Here is a 21,202-nt window from a genome sequence, read left to right as displayed (position 1 = left end):
TACCTCCTAAGGGAACAGCCGGAGCAGTCTTTCCGCGGCCCAACGCCGGACCGAGTGCAGACGAGGTAGTTGAACCCGTCAGTAACCTACGCAACCGTAACTTGCGTGCTCCTGGCCACTGTACCGGCGTATCGCGGTCGATGCCGCGTTCGTGTCGCCGAGGCGTAGGGTTGCCCGCGTGGAACTTCCGAGTCAGGTGCGGGGTCTGCCGTATCGCATCTACGAGGCCCGGCTGTCCAGGCAGCTGGCCGGCAAGCAGCATCCCCGGCACGTCGCGGTGATGTGTGACGGCAATCGCCGGTGGGCGCGGGAGAACGGTTTCACCGACGTCAGTCACGGCCATCGGGTCGGCGCGCTGAAGATCGCCGAGCTGGTCGGCTGGTGTGCGGCCGAGGGCATCGAGATGGTGACCGTCTACCTGCTGTCCACCGAGAATCTCCAGCGTGATCCCGATGAGTTGGAGACGCTGTTCGAGGTCATCACCGACGTGGTCGAGGAGCTGTCGGCGCCGGAGCAGAACTGGAGCGTGCGCATCGTCGGCTCGCTCGACGGCTTCCCCGAACTGATCGCCAAGCGGATGCGCACCGCGGCCGAGCGCACCGACGGCCGCAACGGAGTGCACGTCAATGTCGCGGTCGGCTACGGCGGCAGGCAGGAGATCACCGACGCGGTGCGCTCGCTGGTCCGCCAGGAGATCGCCGCGGGCGAGACCGGCGAGGACCTGGTCCAGTCGATCACCGTGAACGCCATCGGCCAGCACCTCTACACCTCCGGCCAACCGGACCCGGACCTGGTGATTCGCACCTCCGGCGAGCAGCGGCTGTCCGGGTTCCTGCTGTGGCAGAGCGCATACTCGGAGATATGGTTCACCGAGGCGTACTGGCCGGAGTTCCGCCGGGTGGATTTCCTGCGGGCGCTGCGCGACTTCGCCGCGCGTCATCGCCGTTTCGGCGTCTGACTCGATGTCGGTGCGCTGAATCCCGCTCCGGTATCGTTCTTCTCGCGTACCGTCCGGTCTCATGAGCTCGTTCGACCGCCGGCCCGCGCTGGGCGAACCGGACGACTCGATCAGCTATGCGGACTTCGGTAGACGCTTCCTGGAGTACGCCGCCTCCGAAGCGCGCATCGCGGGCGCGTTCGACCAGCTGACCGGCAGCGCATTCGATTTCGGCCCTATCGGGGTCGGTCCCGGCCGACTCGCCAAGGTGACCGCCCAGGTCAGGCTCGGGTCGTCCAGGCTGAGCCGTCGCGACGACGAGACCATCGCGTTCGAATTGATAATCCCGCTGGAGGTCGACCTGCTGCTGCACCTGGCGGTCGACCGGCACCGGTTCCACGTACAGGGCACCGTGCACCTGCACCTGACGGTACGCACGGCGGCGCCCCTGCGGGTGGTGATCGATATCGCGGAGCCGCGGCCTGCCGACGTGCACATCGATGTCGCCGCCGCCACGCGGCGCGGGCAACTGCTGCGCGTCCTCGCCGGCGTCGATCACGAGATCAGGCGTTTCGTCGCCCGCTATATCTCCGCGGAGATCCGTAAGCCGCACATCGCCGCGGTCCGCGATATCGATGTCGCGCAGCGACTCGACGATGCGTGGAAATTGTAATCGGAATCACAATTTCCGTAGCCGCAGCCGATTGATGCTGTGGTCGGCGTCCTTGCGCAGCACCAGGGTCGCGCGCGGGCGGGTGGGCAGAATGTTCTCCACCAGATTCGGCCGGTTGGTGTTGTTCCAGATCTCCTGCGCGGCGGCGGTCGCCTGCTCGTCGGTGAATCCGGAGTAGTGGTGGAAATGCGCGTTCGGGTCGGCGAATGCGGTCTTGCGCAAGGTGAGAAACCGTCGCACGTACCACTTCTCGATGTCTTCGATACGCGCGTCGACGTAGATCGAGAAGTCGAACAAGTCCGACACCATCAGGCGCGGACCGGTCTGCAGCACGTTCAACCCCTCCACGATCAGAATGTCGGGTTGGCGCACGCAGTGCAGCTTGCTCGGCACGATGTCGTAGGAGATGTGCGAATACACCGGGGCGCAGACTTCGGCCGCACCGGATTTCACCTCGGTGACGAATCGCAGCAGGCTGCGGCGGTCGTAACTCTCCGGGAAACCCTTGCGGTGCATGAGGCCGCGCCGGGTGAGTTCCGCGGTGGGATAGAGAAATCCGTCGGTGGTGACCAAGTCGACCCGCGGGTGGTGATCCCAGCGCGCCAGCAGCGCTTGCAGTACGCGCGCGGTGGTGGACTTGCCGACCGCGACGCTGCCCGCGACGCCGATCACGAACGGTACCTGCTGGTCGGGATGGGTTTCGCCGAGAAATGTCGCGGTCGCGGCGAACAGTCGCTGACGGGCGGCCACCTGCAGGTGGATGAGACGAGCGAGCGGGAGATACACCTCCGCGACTTCTTCGAGATCGATCTGTTCCCCGAGACCGCGCAGGCCGATCAGTTCTTCCTCGGTGAGCACCAGGGGAGTCGATTTACGCAGGGTCCGCCACTGTTTCCGGTCGAATTCCACGTAGGGACTCGGCTCGCTCATTCGTGCCATTTACCCGACACTCCGTTTCAGCAAACACGCACGGTTACCGTGCGGATCCGGTGAGATTCGGTCTAGCTGTCGCCGCATAGGCGAATTCTGCTCTGCGTCAGCATCGTGGGCCGAGCGGGGTACCACTACCGGCTGGTAACCGACTCGATGACACAGGTGTGAGCCGCTAATGTCGGCTGGCATGGAAGCGCATCCGCTCGTGACCGAATACCTGCGGCTCGGCCTCGCCTTCGACCGGCTGGAGGAAGGATTCGTCGACGCCTACACCGGTGATCCGGCGCTGCGCCGCGAGGTGCGGAACGCGCCCGCACCGCAGCCGCGCGAGCTGGCTCGCCGTGCCGCCGAGTTGCGCGCCGCGGTGCCGGAGGCCGGATTCGCGCCCGAGCGCGCCGAGTTCCTCGACGTGCACCTGCGCGCGCTGGAGTGCTCCGGACGGAAATTCGCGGGCGATGACATCGGCTTCATCGAGGAGGTGCGCGCCTACTTCGACGTCGACATCGCGCCCGGTGACGTGGACGACTACCGCGACGCGCACCGGCGGATGGACGAGGTGCTCGCCGGGGACGGTCCGCTGGCCGAGCGGGTGGCCGCCCATCGCAAGGCCGACGAGATCCCGCCGGAGCGGTTGGCGGTGTGCGTCGAGGCGTTCTCCAGCGCGTTGCGCGAGCTGGTTCGCGCCCGCTACCCGCTACCCGACCACGAGCACGTCACCTACGAGGTGGTCGGCGACAAGCCCTGGTCCGGGTTCAACTACTACCTGGGCAACTACCACTCCCGGGTCGCGATCAACTCCGACCTGAAGCAGCACATGGCGCACCTGCCGCAGCTGATCGCGCACGAGTCCTACCCGGGGCACCACACCGAGCACTGCCGCAAGGAAGCCGGGCTGGTCGCCGCCGGTCAGGCCGAGCAGACGCTGTTCCTGGTGAACACGCCGCAGTGCCTGATGGCTGAGGGGCTCGCCGATCTGGCGTTGCGTTCGATCGTCGGCCCTGGCTGGGGCAAGTGGGCGCAGGAGATCTACGCGGATCTCGGGCTGCGCTTCGATGGCGAACGTGCCGAACGCCTTTCGAACGCCTCGGCAGACCTGCTGAGCGTGCGCCAGGACGCCGCGCTGCTGCTGCACGACCGGGGCCGGTCGCACGACGAGGTGGCGGAGTTCTTGCAGACCTGGAGCCTGACGACGCCGGAGCGGGCGCGCCAGTCGCTGCGCTTCCTGTCCTCGCCGCTGTGGCGGGCCTACATCTCCACCTACGTCGAGGGATACCGGTTGCTGGGCGGCTGGCTCGATCGCGCGGCCGACGCCGAGGAACGGGCCGACCGTTTCCGCAGGCTGCTCGACGAACCACTCACTCCCGGGGCGGTACGCGCGGCGGCGTGAGGGCTACCGGATCGCCGCGCAGCCCTGTCCGCCCGTGGAGATACTGCGAACTCTCACCACGGAAATCGAACCGGTGGCCCGGCCGTACGTCGCGGCCTCGGCGCGATCGTCCGCGCACGGCCGCCGCGTCTGTCGAGCGGTCGCGGATTTCCGGTGCGCGGTCAAGCTCCGGCGAAGGTGATGCGCACCGAGATCGGATCGCTCTCCAGCGCTTTCATCGTTCGCTCGGCGACGGCGGCCGAGACGCGGCCCTTGGCGAAGGTGCGCGAGCGAGCCACCACATCGTCCTCGGGCACGAAGGAGGCCGTTCCGGTGCGCCACTCTGTGCCCTGCCGCAGCCTGATGTGCGGGTCGGCGGCGATGTTGCGGGCCCAGCCGGACCGATAACCGTGCTGCGAGATCAGCCACGCGCCGGTCTCGTCGATCGACGCGGTGACCGGCACCCGCCGGGGCTGACCGGATCTCGCGCCGACCGTCTCCAGTTCGGCGATCAGCGACGACCGGATGCCGAGCCGGTCGAGCAGGCCGACGGCCGGGTTCACCAGGTAGCGGCCGATGAGGCGTTCGCGCCGGAATTTGCGTACCGCGGCGCTCGGTGTTCGTCCCGCCATGACAGTCCTCCTCAGGATCGATGTGGGCGGAAAATGGCGCAGGTGGTGGTGGCGTGCGCGACCAGGCGGCCCTGCTCGTCGACCACGCGTCCCTCGGCGGTCGCGGTGGTGCGCCCGAGGTGGATCGTGGTGCCGGTGGCGGTGAGCCGCTGTCCGTCGGTGGGCACGGCCCGGATGTAGTTGATCTTCAGTTCCAGCGTCGTGTAGCCGACGCCTGGCTCCAGGGTGGTGTGCACCGCGCAGCCCATCACCGAGTCGAGCAGGGTGGCGCAGATGCCGCCGTGTGTGGTGCCGAGCGGGTTGGCGAAATCGGGCCGGGTGCGCAGCGCGAAGACCACCTTGCCGTGCTCGAGTTCATCGACCTCCATGCCGAGCAGGTCACCTATGAACGGCGGGCGATCCGTTCTGGTCATCGCGACACGCAGGAGTTCCAGACCGGACAGCTGAGTCGGGTCGACGGTGGTTTCGGACATGAATCGCATCCTTTCGATGAACCGATCGGTCCACATCTGACATGATTGCAACATGGACCGATCGGTTCACGCAACAGTGAGCAAGGAATTCGCATGACCGCAGGGCCGCGCACCAGGCTGATCGAAAGCGCCATCGAACTCGTTCGCGAGCAGGGCGTGCACGCCGCCGGACTGGCCGCCTTACTCGAACGCGGCAACGCCTCGCGCAACTCGCTCTACCAGCACTTTCCCGCAGGCAAAGGTGAGTTGGTCGAGGCCGCCACCCGGGTCGCGGGAGCCCGGATCGCCGGAGTGGTCGAGAAGATCACCGCCGCGCCGCCTCCGGGCTGGTTCGATTCGTTGCTCGGCTGGTGGGTCACCACACTGGAGCAGACCGGATACCGCGCCGGGTGCCCGATCCTCGGGGCGGCGCTGGCCGAGTCCGAGCCGCGAGTGCAGGCCGCGGCGGGCGAAGTGTTCGCCGACTGGCACGAGCGGCTCGGCTCGGCGCTCGCCGATGCGGGTTTGTCCGCCGAAGAGGCGCGCTCCTTCGGCAGTTTCGTGTTCAGCGCGCTGGAGGGAGCCATCGTCCAGTCGCGGGCGATGAAGTCCACCCGGCCGCTGGAAGACGCCCAGCGGCATCTCGCGGTGCTGTTGGAGAACTACTTGCCGGAGGGCGGCGCGTCCCGCTGAGCGCCTGTCCACCGGATCGAGTGTGGTCCGGCGGACCGCGTGCCGAGCCTGTGCCGACCGAGAGGGGTGAACCCCCTGCTCGAGGACAACGCCGACGGCCCATAGACTGAGGCACGTGACGCAGACGACCGCCTCTGTCAATTCCCAGTCTCTCGGTGAGCTCGATCCGGAGCTCGCTGCCGCGATGGCAGGCGAGCTCGCCCGCGAACGCGACACGCTCGAGATGATCGCCTCGGAGAACTTCGTGCCGCGCGCGGTGCTGCAGGCACAGGGCAGCGTGCTGACCAACAAGTACGCCGAGGGCTACCCGGGGCGGCGCTACTACGGCGGCTGCGAGCACGTCGACGTGGTGGAGACCTTGGCGCGCGACCGCGCCAAGGCGCTGTTCGGCGCCGAATTCGCAAACGTGCAGCCGCATTCCGGTGCGCAGGCGAACGCCGCGGTGCTGATGTCGCTGATGGACCCGGGCGACAAGCTGCTCGGTCTCGACCTCGCGCACGGCGGTCACCTCACCCACGGCATGCGCTTGAACTTCTCCGGCAAGCTCTACGAGGTGCACTCGTACGGAGTGAGCAAGGAAGACCACCGCGTCGACATGGACGAGGTGCGCGACATCGCCTTGCAGGCGCGTCCGAAGGTGATCGTGGCGGGCTGGTCGGCCTACCCGCGCCACCAGGACTTCGCGGCGTTCCGCTCGATCGCGGACGAGGTCGGCGCCTACCTCTGGGTGGACATGGCGCACTTCGCGGGTCTGGTCGCCGCCGGTCTGCACCCCTCGCCGGTGCCCTACGCCGACGTGGTGTCCTCGACCGTGCACAAGACCCTCGGCGGTCCCCGTTCCGGCCTGATCCTGGCCAAGCAGGAGTACGCCAAGAAGCTGAACAGCTCGGTGTTCCCGGGACAGCAGGGCGGCCCGCTCATGCACGCCATCGCCGCCAAGGCCGTCGCGTTCAAGATCGCCGCGGGCGCGGAGTTCAAGGATCGCCAGGAGCGCACCCTGTCCGGCGCGAAGCTCCTGGCCGAGCGGCTCACCGCCGCCGACGTCAAGGGCAAGGGCATCAGCGTGCTCACCGGCGGCACCGACGTGCACTTGGTGCTGGTCGACCTGCGCAATTCCGAACTCGACGGCCAGCAGGGCGAGGACCTGCTGCACGAGATCGGTATCACGGTGAACCGCAACGCCGTTCCGTTCGACCCGCGTCCCCCGATGGTCACCTCCGGCCTGCGCATCGGCACCGCCGCGCTGGCCACCCGCGGCTTCGGCGACACCGAGTTCGCCGAGGTCGCCGACATCATCGCGAGCGCGCTGGCCGGTGGCGCCGACCTGGACGCGTTGCGCGCCCGGGTGAGCAAGCTGGCCAAGGACGTCCCGCTGTACGACGGCCTGGAGGACTGGCGCCTGCTGGGCTGAATCGCCGAGCGCTCAGGACGACACGATCAACGGTTGTCCAGGGGCGAGGACGTGGACGGACGTGTCCGGCGCGATAGCGGCGGATGCGTCGACGTAGAGCCCGGGGTCGCGCTGGGCCTTCGTCATCACGCGGTCGCCGATCGGGCCGCTGGTGAACGCGTAGTGGATGGGAACGGCAAGGCGCGGGCGCAGGGCTCGGGTGAGTTCGGCGGCCTGCGCGGCGTCCATGACGACCTGCCGGTTGAACGCGGGGCGGATGCGCAAACCGTTGACCGGTAGCAGCGCCAGGTCGAGTTCCGGATAGCGCACGGCCACCTCGTCCAATTCGGCGATGCGCAAAGTGTCGCCGCCGAAGAAGACGCTCGTGCCGTCGGCGCGCAGGGCGAAGGTGATCTCCGGTACGCCGTGACGTGCGGGCGCCGCGGTGACCTCGATCGGGCCGAGGTGGGTCTGCTCCCACGGATCCAACTCGACGACATTGCGGAATCCGGCGGCACGGACCCGGGATGCGAGGCCGCGGACGACCGCGAACGGGACGGACTTGTCGGGGTAGGCCGCCAGTGCGCCGAGATCGCAGTGATCGTAGTGGCCGTGGCTGATCACGATGCCCGACAGTTCGGGCAGGTCCGCGGCGGTGGCAATGCTGCGCGGCTCACCCTGCCGATAGAAGGGCCGCTCGGACAGCCACGGGTCGGTGAGAATTCTCGCTCCCCCGAAGTCGAGCAGAACGCTGGCATGCACTACGCGAGTCACAGTGACCGACATCGAATTTCCTGACTAGACGGGTGTCTGCTGACAGTTGTTAGTGGACACCCGTCTTGTTAATCTGTCAAGGTGCCGCCACCGAAGAGGAATCGAAACCCCCGCGGTGCGGGAAGCAAACTGCGCGAGGACTTGATCGAGGCCGCGAGTGGCCTACTGGAGACGCTGGACGGTCAGGAGTCGCTGTCGATGCGCGCCGTCGCGCGCGCGGTGGGCATCGCGCCGCAGAGCATTTACCTGCACTTCGCGGATCGACGGGAACTGCTGACCGCGGTTTATGAGGCTCGCTTCGCCGAGTTCGGCGCCGTGCTGACGGCCTTGCCGGACGGCGATGCTGCCACTCGGCTGCGCGAGATCTGCCGGGCCTACTGCGCATACGGCTTGCACCATCCCGGCCATTACCGCGTGTTGTTCGCGACCGCGGGCACCCCGGGCTGGGAACCGACCGATGCTCAATTGCCCGGCCTGCCGGTTTTTCGTCACCTGGTGGATGCGGTGGCGGCCACCGGCAGCGCCGATCCCACCGCTACCGCGGCTTGCCTGTGGGCGGCCCTGCACGGTCTGGTGATGCTGCGCCAGGATCGCCCGAGTTTTCCGTGGCCGGATCTCGACGTGCTGCTCGACACCCTCGTCACCGCCCACCTCGCGGCGCGGTGATCCGGTACTACCTGTCCATGCGCGCCTTCGCCCGCACGATCGCCTCGTCCAGGTAACGGGCGATATCGGCGCTGGTACCCGGCCGGATCATCAGGGCGCGGTTCGCGGGCACTTCGCAGTAGCGGCCGTCGGGCGTGTCGATCCAGCGGAGGCGGCCGGTGCGCAGCGGTTCGGCGTTGCGCGGCCCGAGCAGCACGACGGCGGTGCCGCGGGTGGCGCACGACTGCCGCCAGAAGCGCCGGTAACGCTCTTTCGCCTGGCTGGCGGGCGCGTTGCCGAACACATCGGGGCGCTCGTCGTTGAGATCGTCGAGCAGGAAGCTCTTCTCACCCACCGTTCCCGCCGTGGCGTCCGGGAGCAAGCGCACCACTTCGGTGGCGAGCTGATCGACCCGGCAGCGGCGCAACCGGACTCGGCCGCCGTCCGGCGCGGGCGACTGCACGGCGAGCACGCCGGAGCCGGAACGGGTGCCGCAGGCGACGGCGCGCAGTTCGACGCCCGCACGCGTGTTGTCGTAGCCGAACAGCTCGATACGCCAGTCCGGAACGGCCAGCGTGCTGATCGCGCTGCGCAGTGGCAGCCGTTCGTCCCGCCCGAGCTCGGCGCGGAACTGCTGCTGATACGCCCGGTACTCGTTGAGACCGGGGAAGCGGCTGGTGAACCGGAACGGAAACGGCATGCGGTCCAAGCCCGTTGCGAACCACGCCGCGGCGAACTGCTCGGCCGACAGTGACCACTGCGCCGTCATTGCTCACCGAGTACCGGCGGCACCGTCGGTTTCACCTCGCCGAGCAACTCTTTCGCGTGCTCCTCGGTGCGCAGGTACTTCGGCGACTTGTGCTCGTCGTCGTCCGTGCGCCTGCCGCGCATCCCCGGCGGCATCATGCCCGGGTACCCCGAAGCGCCCGTCGCTCCCGGGCGCCCCGGTGCGGCGGGTTGCCCGTTCGCCGCGGCGGGGACGGTGGGCTGGGCGGGCCGAGAGGTGCCCGGGCGCGCTTGGTTGTCCGAGGCGTTCGGGGTTCCGGTCGTGCCCGGGGTGGCCGGCTTGCTCGGCGTGCCGTTCGGTCTGCCGTTGAGCGAGGTCGGGACGACGGTGGTGGGCGTCGTTTGCGGCGGCGGCGAGGAGAAGGGCGCGACCGATGTGGCCGAAGTGGACGTCGGCGTCCTCGCGGCGGTGGATGCCGGAGTGGTCGGCGTGGCGTCCTGGCTCTGGGAAACCGCCTGAGACGTGACGGTTTGCGGTGTGTTCTCGGCTTCCGGCTGCGCTTGGTCCGCCTGCTCGCCGTCGTCCGCCGAACCGGCGGGGGAGGCGGTGTCCGCGGCCGAAGGCGAGCTGCCGGATGGGGAGTTGTCCGTGGACCGGGCGCCCGCCACGGCCTGCGAGCCGACGTCCGCGCTCGTCTCCACGCCCGTGCCGGTTTCGGCACCGATCGGCGCCGCGGCGGCAGGAGCGACCGGGGGCGGGAGCGTCGGGATAGCCGGAGCGGTGGCCCCGTACGGCTGGATGTACTGGGTGTTCATCTCGTCGCGGGCCTGCTCCTCCCGCGAATTGCGCTGTGCCGGATCGGCCGTGCCATTCGAGGTGTCCAGCACATCCGGCACCGACAGCTTGAACTTCGCCGCGGCGTCCGCCGCCGCCGACAGCGGCAGACTCTGCGCGCCGAGTGCGTCACCGAGTTCGCCCACCCGCGCCGCGTAATCTCGCACGCCGCGAACCGCGCTGTCGGCCGCCGCCCCCTCCCAGTGCTGTTCCACCGCGTTCTTGATCGCGTCCTCGAAGCGCTGGCCCGCGTTCGTCACCGCAGCGGCGATGGCCGACCACGCGGCGAACGCACCGTCGAGCGCGGCCGGATTCATCGCCTCGGCAGCCTGTTTGATCTCCGCGTGCGAGAAACTCTGCGCGTTCTCCGGATCGGTGATCGCGCGTCCGTCGGTCTGTCTCATGATCGCTTCCCCCGGTGTTCAGCTGCCCGCGGGCAGCAGCGGTGCGACTGCTCTGGCGATATCGGTGGCGATATCGCAGGCGACGAGGTGCTTGTTCGCCGACGTCTGCGGCACATTCGTCAGGATGTAGAGCGAGCCGGATCTCATTTCGACGTTGATCGTGCAGCCGCCCGGTACGTCCGGACGGGCTTCGTAGCGGACGGCTTTCCGATCGCCCGCCGAGATATCCACGGCAGCAGGGTATTTGCTGCGTACCTGTTCGATGGTGCCGTTGGTGGTCTCGACGACGAATCCGTACCCGGCCCGTGCGACATACCGGCACCCCCTCCAAGTGACGCCGCCCTGGCTGTCCTGTTTGGGTTCCGGGGGTCTCGAGTCCCACTGGCGCTCCGCGAGCAAATGGGGTGTGAGTGCGGTGCAGGGATCGAACGCGGGCTGTGCGTTCGTCTGTGGTGATGCGCTCGAACGGGACTCGGTCGCGCCGGTGGCCGATGTGGCCGGATCGTTCGATGTCGTCCCGCCGCATCCGGAGAGCAGGACCGAGCTCGCCGCTCCGGCGACGAATCCGATTGCCCGAAAGGCTGTTCCGGCCTTCATACGCTGAGCTCCCGCAGTGCCGCCGCGAATTCCGTATCGGTCCGAACGTAGCCGTCGCGGATGGCTTCGAACATGGATTTGATCTCTTGCGCCACGGAGATGTACTCGGTGAGGGTGTCGAAGGCGTTGTTCGGGCCACCGAAGGCCTTTTCGCGGAACAGCCGCACCAGTTCGAGGGCGGAGGTCAGCTTCGGATTGTCTTCGCCCAGCCCCCAGTGCTGCCGCTCACCGAGCTCGCGCGCGTCGGTTTGTGCCGCGACGAGCGTGTCGATCAACTCCTGGCAGGCCCGGTCGATGTCCACGAACGCTTGCGGGTCCATCCGCACCCGCAACGCCCCGGTTTTCGCAGCTTCGATGTACCCGGGAAACGGGCTGTCCGCCATTGCCGCCCCTTCCGTCAGTGCCGTCTGACCTTATAGACGCAACCCGTCTCGCTCCGGTTCCATCGAAACACAGCCGAATCCTCTGGTCGCCCCGTCGCCCCGTCGCGCCGCTCGTCGTCGGCCGCGCGACGGTTCCCAACTGGGATGTTGTGCCGGGCCCCGGCGGGTGCGGCGGGGCCGATCGCTGTCAAGGCCGCTGACGAGCGGTCAGCGCGCGTTCGCCGCGGCGACCAGTGCGGGGTAGTCCCGCAGATCGATGTCGTTGGCGGCGTTGTCGCCGAATTTCGCCATCAGCGCGAACATCCGGGAACCGAGGAACCAGTTGCGCATCTTGATGCCCCGCGCGGTCTTCGGGGCCAGGAAGCGACCCGCGTTGCTGTTGCCCGCGATCTTCGCGTAGCGCTTCATGTGCTCGTCGTAGCGAGCGAAGGCGACAGTATGGTCGCCGCCCGCCAAGGCCAGTTCCCCCGCGATGACGTACGCGCCGACCACGGCGAGCCCGGTGCCGAAGCCGCCGAGGGTGTTCCCGTACCCGGAGTCGCCGACCAGCGCGACACGTCCTTTGGTGTAACCGTCGGGCATCTGGACCTGGCTGATCGAGTCCATGTAGAAGTCGCCGAATTCGGTGAGCTCGGCGAGCATTCGCGGCACCTCCCACCCGACTCCGGCGAAGGTCTCGGCGAGGATGCGCTGCTGAGCGGCGATGTCGTCGCGGGCGTAGTCGAGCTCGGGCGCGGCGAACATGTACATCTGCTGTGCCTTCGGTCCGCCGCTGACCGCGAGTCGGCCGGGAGCGTTGTGGCCGCGGGCGACCACCCGCTCGCGCGGTCCGGTGGTCTTGCCGCTCCACGGGCTGGCGCCCGCGACGGCGTAGTAGTAGCCCAGGTGCTTCACGAAGTCCCGCTCGGGACCGAACGCCAACCTGCGAACCCGGGAGTGGATGCCGTCGGCGCCGAAGACCAGATCGAAGGTGCGGGCGGCCGCGTGCTCGAACTCGACGTGCACGCCGGCCGAGGTCTCGGTGAGCGCGGTGATCGAATCGCCGAACAGGTATTCGCAACGGTCGGCGGTGCGCCGGTAGAAGATCTCGGCAAGGTCGCCGCGCAGGATCTCCACATCGCCGCCGGTGAAATCACCCGACATCAGCGCCAGCTCGGCGCCCCGCTCGTCCACGAAGACGGTGTCGGTCGTGCCCGTCTTGCGCTGCTCGATGTCGTCCAGCACGCCCATCCGTTCCAGCACGGTGCGGTGGGTGCTGCCCTTGAAGTCGATCGCCTGACCGCCGGGGCGCAACGCCGGAGCGCGCTCGACGACGGTGACCGCGAAGCCGTAGCGGTGCAGCCAGTAGGCCAGCGCGGGTCCGGCGACGCTCGCGCCGGAGATGAGCACGGTGGTGTTGCGCATGGAGTTCTCCTCGTCTCAAATCTGTGTCCAGTGGAAACTGTATCCGATGGACGCTGATTAGCGTATGGTAGACACAGTTTCACGTCAAGACGTTCTCCGGAAGGATTTCGGGCATGCCGACACCGACCACACTGGAACTGCTCTGGGGTACCGGTCAGCGGCCCAAGCGCGGACCGAAGCCCGCGCTGTCGCTGGAGCGGATCGTCGCGGAGGCCGTCGCGCTGGCCGACGCCGAAGGGCTGGCGAACCTGTCCATGCAGCGGCTGGCCGAGCGCCTCGGCTTCACCAAGATGTCGCTGTACCGCTACGTGCCGGGCAAGGCCGAACTCGTCGCACTGATGCTGGACACGGCGCTGGGCGCGCCGCCGGAACTGAGCGCGGGCGAGGAGGCGTCGGAGAACGACTGGCGCGACCTGCTGCGCGTGTGGTGCGAGACGATCTACGCGCGCTTCAGCGCCCACCCCTGGTCGATGGAGGTGTCGGTCGGTTTGCGGCCGGTCGGCCCGAATGAAGTCGCATGGATGGAGTCCGCGCTCGGCGCGCTCGCCGGGACCGGGCTCACCGCCGCCGAACGGCTGGACACGATCGTCCTGCTGACCGGGCATGCCCGCAGCCTGGCGCAGCAGGTGCGACTGGCGGACGCCGACGAATTCGAGAAGCAGATAGCGGCTCAGTTCGCCGAAATGGTGGCCGCCGCGGCCGATCGATATCCGGCCGCGGTCGCCGCGTTCGCGGAGGGCGGCGCGGCCGCGGGCGGGGACGGCGCGCTGAAGTTCGGCATCGAGCGCATCCTCGACGGACTGGCCGTGCTCATCGCGCGCCGCGGGTGACCGCAGCGGCCTACGCTCGGACCATGACCGACGAACCCGACCTGAAACAGGACTCGACCACCACGGTGCGGGAGTTCTTCGCCGCGCTGGAAATGGGCGCCTCGGAGGAGGCGATCGACCTGTTGCACCCCGACATCGTCTGGAAGAACACCTCGCTGCCCGATGTGAAGGGCATCCGCCGGGTCGGCGGCGTGCTGCGCGGCCTGCGCCGCGACTGGCTCGGCTTCGGAGTGGACATGCACCACATCGCCGCCGACGGCGAGGTCGTGCTCACCGACCGCACCGACTACCTGCGCTTCGGTCCGGTGCGCGTCGGGTTCTGGGTGACCGGCACCTTCCGGCTACGCGACGGCCGAATCATCTTGTGGCACGACCACTTCGGTTGGGCGAACCTCCTGCGCGGCACGGCTGTCGGCCTCTGGCGCGCGGCGCTCACCCGCCGCTGACCTGGTCTCAGGAGTGCTGGGCCAGGTAGTCCAGATAGACCGGTCGCAGCACCTCGGCCACCGCGCCGTCACCGGCGTGGACGTAGTCGTCGAGCATGGGCAGCACGTACTTGATGTCCGCCTCGCTTTCGCCGACATTGCCCGCGGCGGCCTCCGCGGCCGGGATCGACGTGAGCAGCCGCCACAGGAACTTCACATCCCCCCGCCGCACGGCGAGCTTCATCGCCCGGTCGTGCAGCTCCTTCGACGACAGCTTCTCCAAATCCTCGTTACCGGACATACCAGCGACTCTATCCGCCGAATCGGGCGACAGCGACCGCGTGGCGAATCCCGTCCCGGCCCGGACGTCGTGCTGCGATAACCGCTATGACACCGCAACCCCGGCCCGGCTTCCGGATCAAGCGCGTCTACGACGATCCCGACCCCGACGACGGCACCCGGGTGCTGGTCGACCGGCTCTGGCCGAGGGGCATCACCAAAGCGCAAGCGCGGGTCGATCGCTGGCCCAAAGCGCTCACCCCGACCACCGAATTGCGGCGCTGGTTCCACGCCGACCGGGACGCGCGCGGCCCGGAATTCGCCCGCCGCTACCGTGCCGAACTCGCCGCGCCGGAGGTTCAGCAAGATTTGCGGGATTTACGCGCCCTGGCAGCCGAAGCTCCGGTGACATTGCTCACGGCCGTACAGGATCCGGCGCACAGCCATGTTCCGGTGTTGCTCGACGTGCTGCGCTGAACCCTCGCGACGTGCGGGTTTACGACATGTTCACGGACACGCCTCGCAGTCCCCGAGCGCGGACACCGGAATCGGAGGTAGCGTCGGGTGTGCGGGCCGCGGCGGTGTGGCTCGTACGGGAGGTCCTGACCGTGACTGAGCTACTCAGTACGAGGGGGCCGGAGCCCGGCCCTCGTGGCATCTGACGGCAACGTCGGGTCCATCAGGACGGACCGGTCCAGCGAGATCGTTCGTGCGACTGCCGCATGAACACAGAGGAGCCCACCGTGACTGCTGCACGCTCCGTTTCCGCTCCCTCGGCGAACTCCCGCTCCGCGAAAGGCGGAGCCGCCGCGAAGGGGGCCCGCCCCTCGCAATTACCCGGCAAAACCTTCGTCATCGACACCTCCGTTCTGCTGTCGGATCCCGGTTCCTTCACGCGGTTCGGCGAACACGACGTGGTGTTACCCCTGGTGGTCATCAGTGAACTCGAAGCCAAACGGCACCACCACGAGCTGGGCTGGTTCGCGCGAGAAGCTTTGCGCAATCTGGACGATCTGCGCCTGCAACACGGCAGGCTGGATCAGCAGGTGCCGATCGGCATCGAGGGCGGAACGTTGCAGGTGGAACTGAACCACACCGATCCCGCGGTCCTTCCGGTCGGCTTCCGCACCGACACCAACGACTCGCGGATCCTGGCCTGTGCGCTCAATCTCGCGGCCGAGGGCCGCGAAGTGGTGTTGGTGTCCAAGGACATTCCGCTGCGGGTCAAGGCCAGTGCGGTGGGCTTGCACGCCGACGAGTACCACGCGCAGGACGTGGTGACCTCGGGCTGGTCCGGCATGGTCGAGCTCGACGTCAGCACGGCGCGCATCGATCAGCTCTACGCCGAGTCGGTGATCGATCTCGACGAAGCGCGAGAACTGCCCTGCCACACCGGCGTCCGGCTGCTCGGCGTCAGCTCGAGTGCGCTGGGCCGGATCACGCCGGACAAGCGGGTGCAATTGGTCCGCGAGCGCGAGGCGTTCGGGCTGCACGGGCGTTCCGCCGAGCAGCGCATCGCACTCGACCTGCTGCTGGACGAGAGCGTCGGCATCGTCTCGCTCGGTGGCCGGGCCGGGACCGGCAAGTCGGCGCTGGCGTTGACGGCGGGCCTGGAGGCGGTGCTGGAACGGCGCACGCAGCGCAAGGTGGTGGTCTTCCGCCCGCTGTACGCGGTGGGCGGCCAGGACCTGGGCTATCTGCCCGGCACCGAGAGCGAGAAGATGGGCCCCTGGGCGCAAGCGGTCTTCGACACGCTCGACGGGCTGGCCAGCCGCGAGGTGATGGAGGAGGTGCTCAGCCGCGACATGCTGGAGGTGTTGCCGCTGACCCACATTCGCGGGCGGTCGCTGCACGACTCCTTCGTGATCGTGGACGAAGCCCAGTCGTTGGAGCGGAATGTGCTGCTCACGGTGCTCAGCCGTCTGGGAACCGGCTCGCGGGTGGTGCTCACCCACGACGTGGCCCAGCGCGACAACTTGCGCGTCGGCAGGCACGACGGGGTCGCGGCGGTGGTCGAGAAGCTCAAGGGCCATCCGCTCTTCGCGCACATCACGCTGACCCGTAGCGAGCGCTCGCCGATCGCGGCGCTGGTCACCGAGATGCTGGAGGAGTACGGCCCCAACGCCTGATCCCGCGACGCCGTTCGCCGGCGTGTTTCACCGCATGTCCGGTGGGTATCATCGGCCGCGATAGCAGTTCGATATGACCCGGTGGCCGCTCGTCGGTCACCGGGTCATCGTCTGACCAACGGCCGAGGCTATGCGCGGCGTCGTCACGGAATCCGTGGTGCGCCGGCAGCCCACAGCGAGAGGATGGACATGCACCACTTCGCTCGACGAACGGCTGGATTCACCGCAGTACTCGCCGCGGCAGGGCTGGTCCTGGCCGGCTGCGGCGGCGACGACAACAAAGACAACGGCGCCAAGACCGGTATGGCCAGCATGACCGGTATGGTCACCTCGATCGCGAGCCCCACCACCACCGCCGGGATGACCACGCACACCGGCGCGAGCCCGACGACCACGGGCGCGGCCGAGGCGACGACCAAGATCGCGACCCCGGCGGGGGAGATCGCCGTCTCCGGCGCCATCTACGACAAGTATGTGCAGCTCGGCGGCCCGACCGGTCCGCTCGGCGCACCGCTGCAGGCCGAAGAGGACGCACCCGACGAGGGGCACTACCAGGACTTCACGGGCGGCACGATCTACGAACCCAAGGAGGGCGAAGCGCACGTCGTCTGGGGTGAGATCCGCAAGGCCTGGGAAGACAACGGCGGCGCGCAGGGACAGCTCGGCTACCCGATCAGCGACGAGAAGGACATCCCCGGCGGCAAGCAGAGCGACTTCACCGGCGGCACCATCACCTGGGTGAACGGTACTATCACGGTCACGCCGAAGTAGGAACCAGATACTCGGCGTCCGGGATCGCGGTGTGGTCTCGGTTGCCTGTGAATCCCATCCATCCGCCCCGCTCCGCGGGCCAAGCCGCTAGGTTATCTCGGTGCAAACTCTCCTGACCGATCGCGAATTGCTCGAATCGCTCGCGGTGGACGTAGAACTGCTGCTGCGTAAGCACGTGGAGGCCGCCGATGGGTGGCAGCCGCACGATTTCGTGCCGTGGGACGACGGGCGCAACTTCGCCTTCCTCGGCGGTACCGACTGGGCGGCGGAGCAGTCCGAGCTCGGCGAAACCGCCAAGCTGGCGTTGACCGTTTCGGTGCTGATCGCCGACAACCTGCCCTCGTATCACCGCGAGATCGGCAAGTACCTGCGCACCGGCGCGTGGTGGCGCTGGGTCGGCCGCTGGACGGCCGAGGAGAACCGCCACGAGATCACCATCCGCAACTACCTCATGGTGACCAGGTCCGTCGATCCGGTGGAGCTGGAGCGGCTGCGCATGGAGCACATGACCAAGGGTTTCCGCCGCCCGGCGATGCACTTGCTCGACGTGCTGGCGACCTGCGCGTTCGAAGAGGCCGCCAGCGCGATCCGGCACCGCAACATCGCGGCGCTCGAGGAGAACCCCCTGGTCACCGCCATCGCCGAGCGCATCGCGCTGGACGACGAACTGCAGTCGGTGTTCTTCGCCGACCTGGTCTCCGCCGCGCTCGATCTGGCGCCGGACCAGACCGTGCGGGCCATCGCCGACCGGGTCGCGGGCTTCGAGGTCCCGACGGTGACGTTGCCGGACGGCCGCGACAGCGATGTGGTGCTCGCCGAGGCGGGCATCTACGACCGCGCCAAGGAGGGTGAGTTGGTGTTCGCCCCGCTGCTGAAGCGGTGGAACATCTTCACCCGCACCGATTTCGGTCCGGAAGGGGAGCAGGCGCGCGAGGAGCTCGCGCACTTGCGCGACTGATCCGCATCCCCGGGCGCAGCGCACGAACGCCACCTCGACAGCCTTCCGGCTACCGAGGTGGCGTTCGTTTCGGCGCGGGTCAGTCCTGCTCCTTCACCTTCGCCATGGCGAGCACGTCGAGGCGGCGGTCGAGTTCCTCCTCGGTCAGCTTCTCGTCCAGCAGGCCGCGGTCGATGACCGTCTGGCGGATGGTCTTCTTCTCCCGCAGCGCTTCCTTCGCGACCGCCGCCGCCTCCTCGTAGCCGATCGCCGAGTTCAGGGGCGTCACGATCGAAGGCGACGACTCGGCGAGCGTGCGCAGGTGCTCGACATTGGCGACCAGGCCGCGCACGCACTTGTCGGCGAACAGCCGGGAGACGTTGGCCAGCAGGCGGATCGACTCCAGCAGGTTGCGCGCCATCACCGGGATGTACACGTTCAGCTCGAATGCGCCGTTCGCGCCCGCGAACGCCACCGCGGCATCGTTGCCGATCACCTGCGCGCTCACCTGGGTCACCGCCTCGGGCAGCACCGGGTTCACTTTGCCGGGCATGATCGAGCTGCCCGGTTGCAGATCCGGCAGCTGGATCTCGGCCAGGCCGGTGAGCGGACCAGAGCCCATCCAGCGAATATCGTTGGCGATCTTGGTCAGGCTCACCGCGATCGTGCGGAGCGCGCCGGACGCCTCGACCAGACCGTCGCGCGCGGCCTGCGCCTCGAAGTGGTCCTCGGCCTCGCGCAGCGCATCGATGTCGGTGGCGCGCACGAGTTCCGTGACGACCTTCGCGCCGAAACCCTCGGGCGCGTTCAGCCCGGTGCCGACCGCCGTGCCGCCGATGGGCAGCTCGCCGAGCCGCGGGAGCGTGGCCATGATGCGGTCGATGCCCGCGGCGACCTGCCGGGTGTAGCCGCCGAACTCCTGGCCGAGGGTCACCGGGACGGCGTCCATCAGGTGCGTGCGGCCGGACTTCACCACGGTGCGCCATTCCGTGGACTTGTCCAGCAACGCCAGCCGCAGATGCTCCAGCGCGGGAACCAGATCGGTGATGACCGCTTCGGTGGCGGCGAGATGCGTTGCGGTGGGGAAGGTGTCGTTGGACGACTGGGACATGTTCACGTCGTCGTTCGGGTGGACGGTGACGCCCTTCGCCTTGGCGAGCGAGGCGATCACCTCGTTGGCGTTCATGTTCGAGCTGGTGCCGGAACCGGTTTGGAAGACGTCGATCGGGAACTGATCGTCGTGTTCGCCACGCGCGATCTCGTTCGCCGCGGCGATGATGGCATCGGCCTTCACGGGATCGAGCAGCCCCAGGTCGCGGTTGACCGTGGCACACGCGGCCTTCAGCAAGCCGAGCGCGCGAATCTGCGCCCGCTCCAAGCCGCGTCCGCTGATCGGGAAGTTCTCCACGGCCCGCTGGGTCTGCGCCCGCCACAAAGCGTCCACCGGAACCCGGACCTCGCCCATGGTGTCGTGCTCGATGCGGTACTGCGTCTCCTCGCTCATGATCCCGACCCTATGCCGCGGCAGCGGCCCGTGGGGCAGCCACGCCTGAGGTCATTCGCACACCTCGGCAGGCCTTCGCTCGGGAATACGAACTGTTGTCCGGTTCCCCGCCCCACACGGCTCAAAGCTGTGTCCCCGTCCCGAACATGCGGGTACATGCGGTCCGCAAGAGGCGCACGAAGCGACGGGTGGAGGCTGCCGGGGGGCCATCAACGGCGCGCATCGGGTGCTGCCGGTTTCCAACCTGCAGGACCACCGACCCCAGCCCCCGATTTCGAGCGAAGCGAGACCGAGCATGCGCCGTTCGCGGCCCGGCTCGCGTTTGCGCGGCCACCGCGTCCGCGACGAAGTCGCCAGCGGTGGTCGCGCAAACGCGAGCCACAAGGGGGCCGCGAACACCAGCGCCGGAGGCGCTGCAAAATTACGGCAGCGGCGGGACCGCGTGTTCGTCGCCGATGAAATCGACAGAAGAGTATTCGCGCAGCTTGGTCAGGCGGTGGTAGGCGTCGATCATGCGGACCGTGCCGGACTTCGAGCGCATCACGATCGACTGGGTGGACGCGCCGCCGCCGTAGTAGCGCACGCCGCGCAGCAGGTCGCCGTCGGTCACGCCGGTGGCGCAGAAGAACACGTTGTCACCGGAGACGAGGTCCTCGGTGGTCAGTACGCGGTCGAGGTCGTGGCCCGCGTCGATGGCCTTCTGCCGCTCCTCGTCGTCCTTGGGCGCGAGCATGCCTTGCAGCTCGCCGCCCATACAGCGCATCGCGGCGGCGGCGATGATGCCCTCCGGGGTGCCGCCGATGCCGACCAGGATGTCGGTGCCGGAGTCGGGGCGGGCGGCGGCGATCGCGCCCGCGACGTCGCCGTCGGAGATCAGGCGGATGCGGGCGCCCGCGTCACGCACCTGCTGGATGAGCTCGGCGTGCCGGGGGCGATCCAGGATGCAGACGGTCAGGTCGGACTTCGCGGAATTCTTGGCCTTGGCGACCCGGCTGATGTTCTCCGCGATCGGGGCCGAGATATCGATCACGTGGGCAGCGTCGGGGCCTACGGCGATCTTGTGCATGTAGAACACCGCGGACGGGTCGAACATGGCGCCGCGTTCGGCGACCGCGAGCACCGAGATCGCGCCGGGCACGCCCTTGGACATCAGCGTGGTGCCGTCGATCGGGTCGACCGCGAAGTCCACTTCCGGGCCGGTGCCGTCGCCGACGGCCTCGCCGTTGTACAGCATGGGCGCCTCGTCCTTCTCGCCCTCGCCGATGACGACGATGCCGCGCATGGACACCGAGCTGACCAGCTGCCGCATGGCGTCGACGGCCGCGCCGTCGCCCCCCTCCTTGTCGCCGCGTCCGACCCACCGGCCCGCGGCCATCGCCCCTGCCTCGGTCACGCGGACCAGCTCGAGTGCGAGGTTGCGGTCGGGCGCCTCGCGGCGGCTAGGTGTGGGGGAAGTTGCCGTCATTGCGGGGCCTCCTGTGCG

Annotated in this window: 24 protein-coding genes; 12 read left to right on the top strand and 12 right to left on the bottom strand. The window is 68.4% G+C overall.

Going from position 1 to position 21,202, the window contains the following annotated elements:
* Positions 1-178: 178 nt before the first annotated feature.
* Entirely contained in the window at positions 179-958 is a 780-nt protein-coding gene (locus tag ACL03I_RS25170; RefSeq protein WP_355078588.1) for an isoprenyl transferase, read from the top strand.
* 61 nt (positions 959-1,019) lie between these two features.
* A complete protein-coding gene (locus ACL03I_RS25165; protein ID WP_412807086.1) occupies positions 1,020-1,610 on the top strand; it encodes a hypothetical protein in 591 nt (196 codons plus the stop codon).
* Positions 1,611-1,616: 6 nt separating this feature from the next.
* Here the strand turns inward: ACL03I_RS25165 and coaA are convergent, their stop codons facing one another.
* Complete coding sequence (gene coaA, locus ACL03I_RS25160; protein ID WP_355078590.1) at positions 1,617-2,549, bottom strand: type I pantothenate kinase; 933 nt, start codon at positions 2,547-2,549, stop codon at positions 1,617-1,619.
* Positions 2,550-2,730: 181 nt separating this feature from the next.
* Between coaA and ACL03I_RS25155 the strand changes: the two genes are divergently transcribed.
* Positions 2,731-3,930 (top strand): DUF885 domain-containing protein, encoded by a 1,200-nt coding sequence (locus ACL03I_RS25155; protein ID WP_412807085.1) that lies wholly within the window; start codon positions 2,731-2,733, stop codon positions 3,928-3,930.
* A 161-nt stretch (positions 3,931-4,091) separates the two neighbouring features.
* Here the strand turns inward: ACL03I_RS25155 and ACL03I_RS25150 are convergent, their stop codons facing one another.
* Both ACL03I_RS25150 and ACL03I_RS25145 read right to left on the bottom strand, forming a co-directional pair.
* Positions 4,092-4,541 (bottom strand): nitroreductase family deazaflavin-dependent oxidoreductase, encoded by a 450-nt coding sequence (locus ACL03I_RS25150; protein ID WP_397278443.1) that lies wholly within the window; start codon positions 4,539-4,541, stop codon positions 4,092-4,094.
* Between the two features lie 11 nt (positions 4,542-4,552).
* Positions 4,553-5,014, bottom strand: coding sequence for a PaaI family thioesterase (locus ACL03I_RS25145; protein ID WP_355078593.1), 462 nt, complete (start codon positions 5,012-5,014; stop codon positions 4,553-4,555).
* Between the two features lie 93 nt (positions 5,015-5,107).
* On the opposite strand from ACL03I_RS25145, the gene ACL03I_RS25140 reads away from it, so the two are divergent.
* A complete protein-coding gene (locus ACL03I_RS25140; protein WP_412807084.1) occupies positions 5,108-5,686 on the top strand; it encodes a TetR/AcrR family transcriptional regulator in 579 nt (192 codons plus the stop codon).
* A 115-nt stretch (positions 5,687-5,801) separates the two neighbouring features.
* A complete protein-coding gene (glyA, locus tag ACL03I_RS25135) occupies positions 5,802-7,097 on the top strand; it encodes a serine hydroxymethyltransferase (RefSeq protein WP_355078595.1) in 1,296 nt (431 codons plus the stop codon).
* A gap of 12 nt (positions 7,098-7,109) precedes the next feature.
* On the opposite strand, the gene ACL03I_RS25130 is transcribed toward glyA, so the two are convergent.
* On the bottom strand, positions 7,110-7,862 hold the full coding sequence (locus ACL03I_RS25130; protein ID WP_412807083.1) for an MBL fold metallo-hydrolase: 753 nt from the start codon (positions 7,860-7,862) through the stop codon (positions 7,110-7,112).
* Positions 7,863-7,931: 69 nt separating this feature from the next.
* Between ACL03I_RS25130 and ACL03I_RS25125 the strand changes: the two genes are divergently transcribed.
* Positions 7,932-8,516: a TetR/AcrR family transcriptional regulator gene (locus ACL03I_RS25125; protein ID WP_356966761.1), complete on the top strand. Its 585-nt coding sequence runs from the start codon at positions 7,932-7,934 to the stop codon at positions 8,514-8,516.
* A gap of 7 nt (positions 8,517-8,523) precedes the next feature.
* On the opposite strand, the gene ACL03I_RS25120 is transcribed toward ACL03I_RS25125, so the two are convergent.
* The 5 genes from ACL03I_RS25120 to ACL03I_RS25100 all read right to left on the bottom strand — a co-directional run bounded on the left by ACL03I_RS25120 (position 8,524) and on the right by ACL03I_RS25100 (position 12,844).
* Positions 8,524-9,264, bottom strand: a complete 741-nt coding sequence (locus ACL03I_RS25120; protein WP_412807082.1) for an ESX secretion-associated protein EspG — start codon at positions 9,262-9,264, stop codon at positions 8,524-8,526.
* Complete coding sequence (locus tag ACL03I_RS25115; RefSeq protein ID WP_412807081.1) at positions 9,261-10,460, bottom strand: hypothetical protein; 1,200 nt, start codon at positions 10,458-10,460, stop codon at positions 9,261-9,263. The genes ACL03I_RS25120 and ACL03I_RS25115 overlap by 4 nt, the downstream gene beginning before the upstream one ends.
* A gap of 18 nt (positions 10,461-10,478) precedes the next feature.
* The gene (locus tag ACL03I_RS25110) at positions 10,479-11,057 is read right to left on the bottom strand and encodes a DUF3558 domain-containing protein (protein ID WP_355078600.1); all 579 of its coding nucleotides are present in this window, start codon (positions 11,055-11,057) and stop codon (positions 10,479-10,481) included.
* A complete protein-coding gene (locus ACL03I_RS25105; protein ID WP_379255291.1) occupies positions 11,054-11,440 on the bottom strand; it encodes a hypothetical protein in 387 nt (128 codons plus the stop codon). The genes ACL03I_RS25110 and ACL03I_RS25105 overlap by 4 nt, the downstream gene beginning before the upstream one ends.
* Positions 11,441-11,647: 207 nt before the next feature.
* The gene (locus ACL03I_RS25100; protein ID WP_355078602.1) at positions 11,648-12,844 is read right to left on the bottom strand and encodes an FAD-dependent monooxygenase; all 1,197 of its coding nucleotides are present in this window, start codon (positions 12,842-12,844) and stop codon (positions 11,648-11,650) included.
* Between the two features lie 113 nt (positions 12,845-12,957).
* Here ACL03I_RS25100 and ACL03I_RS25095 point away from each other — a divergent pair, with 113 nt between their 5' ends.
* Both ACL03I_RS25095 and ACL03I_RS25090 read left to right on the top strand, forming a co-directional pair.
* Positions 12,958-13,674, top strand: a complete 717-nt coding sequence (locus ACL03I_RS25095) for a TetR/AcrR family transcriptional regulator (protein WP_355078603.1) — start codon at positions 12,958-12,960, stop codon at positions 13,672-13,674.
* A 23-nt stretch (positions 13,675-13,697) separates the two neighbouring features.
* The gene (locus tag ACL03I_RS25090) at positions 13,698-14,120 is read left to right on the top strand and encodes a limonene-1,2-epoxide hydrolase family protein (RefSeq protein WP_412807080.1); all 423 of its coding nucleotides are present in this window, start codon (positions 13,698-13,700) and stop codon (positions 14,118-14,120) included.
* A 7-nt stretch (positions 14,121-14,127) separates the two neighbouring features.
* Here the strand turns inward: ACL03I_RS25090 and ACL03I_RS25085 are convergent, their stop codons facing one another.
* Complete coding sequence (locus ACL03I_RS25085) at positions 14,128-14,400, bottom strand: hypothetical protein (protein ID WP_039800723.1); 273 nt, start codon at positions 14,398-14,400, stop codon at positions 14,128-14,130.
* Positions 14,401-14,486: 86 nt separating this feature from the next.
* On the opposite strand from ACL03I_RS25085, the gene ACL03I_RS25080 reads away from it, so the two are divergent.
* The 4 genes from ACL03I_RS25080 (at position 14,487) to ACL03I_RS25065 (ending at position 18,236) form a co-directional block, all read left to right on the top strand.
* On the top strand, positions 14,487-14,855 hold the full coding sequence (locus tag ACL03I_RS25080) for a DUF488 domain-containing protein (protein WP_355078605.1): 369 nt from the start codon (positions 14,487-14,489) through the stop codon (positions 14,853-14,855).
* 266 nt (positions 14,856-15,121) lie between these two features.
* A complete protein-coding gene (locus tag ACL03I_RS25075; protein ID WP_412807079.1) occupies positions 15,122-16,507 on the top strand; it encodes a PhoH family protein in 1,386 nt (461 codons plus the stop codon).
* Between the two features lie 189 nt (positions 16,508-16,696).
* Complete coding sequence (locus ACL03I_RS25070) at positions 16,697-17,278, top strand: LGFP repeat-containing protein (protein WP_356966749.1); 582 nt, start codon at positions 16,697-16,699, stop codon at positions 17,276-17,278.
* 100 nt (positions 17,279-17,378) lie between these two features.
* Positions 17,379-18,236 (top strand): acyl-ACP desaturase, encoded by an 858-nt coding sequence (locus tag ACL03I_RS25065; protein WP_412807078.1) that lies wholly within the window; start codon positions 17,379-17,381, stop codon positions 18,234-18,236.
* Positions 18,237-18,315: 79 nt separating this feature from the next.
* Here the strand turns inward: ACL03I_RS25065 and ACL03I_RS25060 are convergent, their stop codons facing one another.
* On the bottom strand, positions 18,316-19,719 hold the full coding sequence (locus ACL03I_RS25060; protein WP_412807077.1) for a class II fumarate hydratase: 1,404 nt from the start codon (positions 19,717-19,719) through the stop codon (positions 18,316-18,318).
* Positions 19,720-20,140: 421 nt separating this feature from the next.
* Positions 20,141-21,184: a class II fructose-bisphosphatase gene (glpX, locus tag ACL03I_RS25055; RefSeq protein WP_355078610.1), complete on the bottom strand. Its 1,044-nt coding sequence runs from the start codon at positions 21,182-21,184 to the stop codon at positions 20,141-20,143.
* Between the last annotated feature and the right edge of the window lie 18 nt (positions 21,185-21,202).

The organism is Nocardia sichangensis (assembly GCF_047200615.1).
Lineage (GTDB): Bacteria > Actinomycetota > Actinomycetes > Mycobacteriales > Mycobacteriaceae > Nocardia > Nocardia sichangensis.
Note: the sequence above shows the minus strand (reverse complement) of the source record. Positions and strands in the feature narration are given on the sequence as shown.

Excerpts from the sequence above, each read along its gene's own strand:
- ACL03I_RS25080 (WP_355078605.1), top strand. The coding sequence starts at position 14,487 with ATGACACCGCAACCCCGGCCCGGCTTCCGGATCAAGCGCGTCTACGAC.
- ACL03I_RS25110 (WP_355078600.1), bottom strand. The coding sequence starts at position 11,057 with ATGAAGGCCGGAACAGCCTTTCGGGCAATCGGATTCGTCGCCGGAGCG.
- ACL03I_RS25145 (WP_355078593.1), bottom strand. The coding sequence starts at position 5,014 with ATGTCCGAAACCACCGTCGACCCGACTCAGCTGTCCGGTCTGGAACTC.
- ACL03I_RS25100 (WP_355078602.1), bottom strand. The coding sequence starts at position 12,844 with ATGCGCAACACCACCGTGCTCATCTCCGGCGCGAGCGTCGCCGGACCC.
- ACL03I_RS25060 (WP_412807077.1), bottom strand. The coding sequence starts at position 19,719 with ATGAGCGAGGAGACGCAGTACCGCATCGAGCACGACACCATGGGCGAG.
- coaA (WP_355078590.1), bottom strand. The coding sequence starts at position 2,549 with ATGGCACGAATGAGCGAGCCGAGTCCCTACGTGGAATTCGACCGGAAA.
- ACL03I_RS25070 (WP_356966749.1), top strand. The coding sequence starts at position 16,697 with ATGCACCACTTCGCTCGACGAACGGCTGGATTCACCGCAGTACTCGCC.
- ACL03I_RS25150 (WP_397278443.1), bottom strand. The coding sequence starts at position 4,541 with ATGGCGGGACGAACACCGAGCGCCGCGGTACGCAAATTCCGGCGCGAA.
- ACL03I_RS25140 (WP_412807084.1), top strand. The coding sequence starts at position 5,108 with ATGACCGCAGGGCCGCGCACCAGGCTGATCGAAAGCGCCATCGAACTC.
- ACL03I_RS25090 (WP_412807080.1), top strand. The coding sequence starts at position 13,698 with ATGACCGACGAACCCGACCTGAAACAGGACTCGACCACCACGGTGCGG.
- ACL03I_RS25095 (WP_355078603.1), top strand. The coding sequence starts at position 12,958 with ATGCCGACACCGACCACACTGGAACTGCTCTGGGGTACCGGTCAGCGG.
- ACL03I_RS25155 (WP_412807085.1), top strand. The coding sequence starts at position 2,731 with ATGGAAGCGCATCCGCTCGTGACCGAATACCTGCGGCTCGGCCTCGCC.
- glpX (WP_355078610.1), bottom strand. The coding sequence starts at position 21,184 with ATGACGGCAACTTCCCCCACACCTAGCCGCCGCGAGGCGCCCGACCGC.
- ACL03I_RS25165 (WP_412807086.1), top strand. The coding sequence starts at position 1,020 with ATGAGCTCGTTCGACCGCCGGCCCGCGCTGGGCGAACCGGACGACTCG.
- ACL03I_RS25085 (WP_039800723.1), bottom strand. The coding sequence starts at position 14,400 with ATGTCCGGTAACGAGGATTTGGAGAAGCTGTCGTCGAAGGAGCTGCAC.
- ACL03I_RS25115 (WP_412807081.1), bottom strand. The coding sequence starts at position 10,460 with ATGAGACAGACCGACGGACGCGCGATCACCGATCCGGAGAACGCGCAG.
- ACL03I_RS25120 (WP_412807082.1), bottom strand. The coding sequence starts at position 9,264 with ATGACGGCGCAGTGGTCACTGTCGGCCGAGCAGTTCGCCGCGGCGTGG.
- ACL03I_RS25105 (WP_379255291.1), bottom strand. The coding sequence starts at position 11,440 with ATGGCGGACAGCCCGTTTCCCGGGTACATCGAAGCTGCGAAAACCGGG.
- ACL03I_RS25130 (WP_412807083.1), bottom strand. The coding sequence starts at position 7,862 with ATGTCGGTCACTGTGACTCGCGTAGTGCATGCCAGCGTTCTGCTCGAC.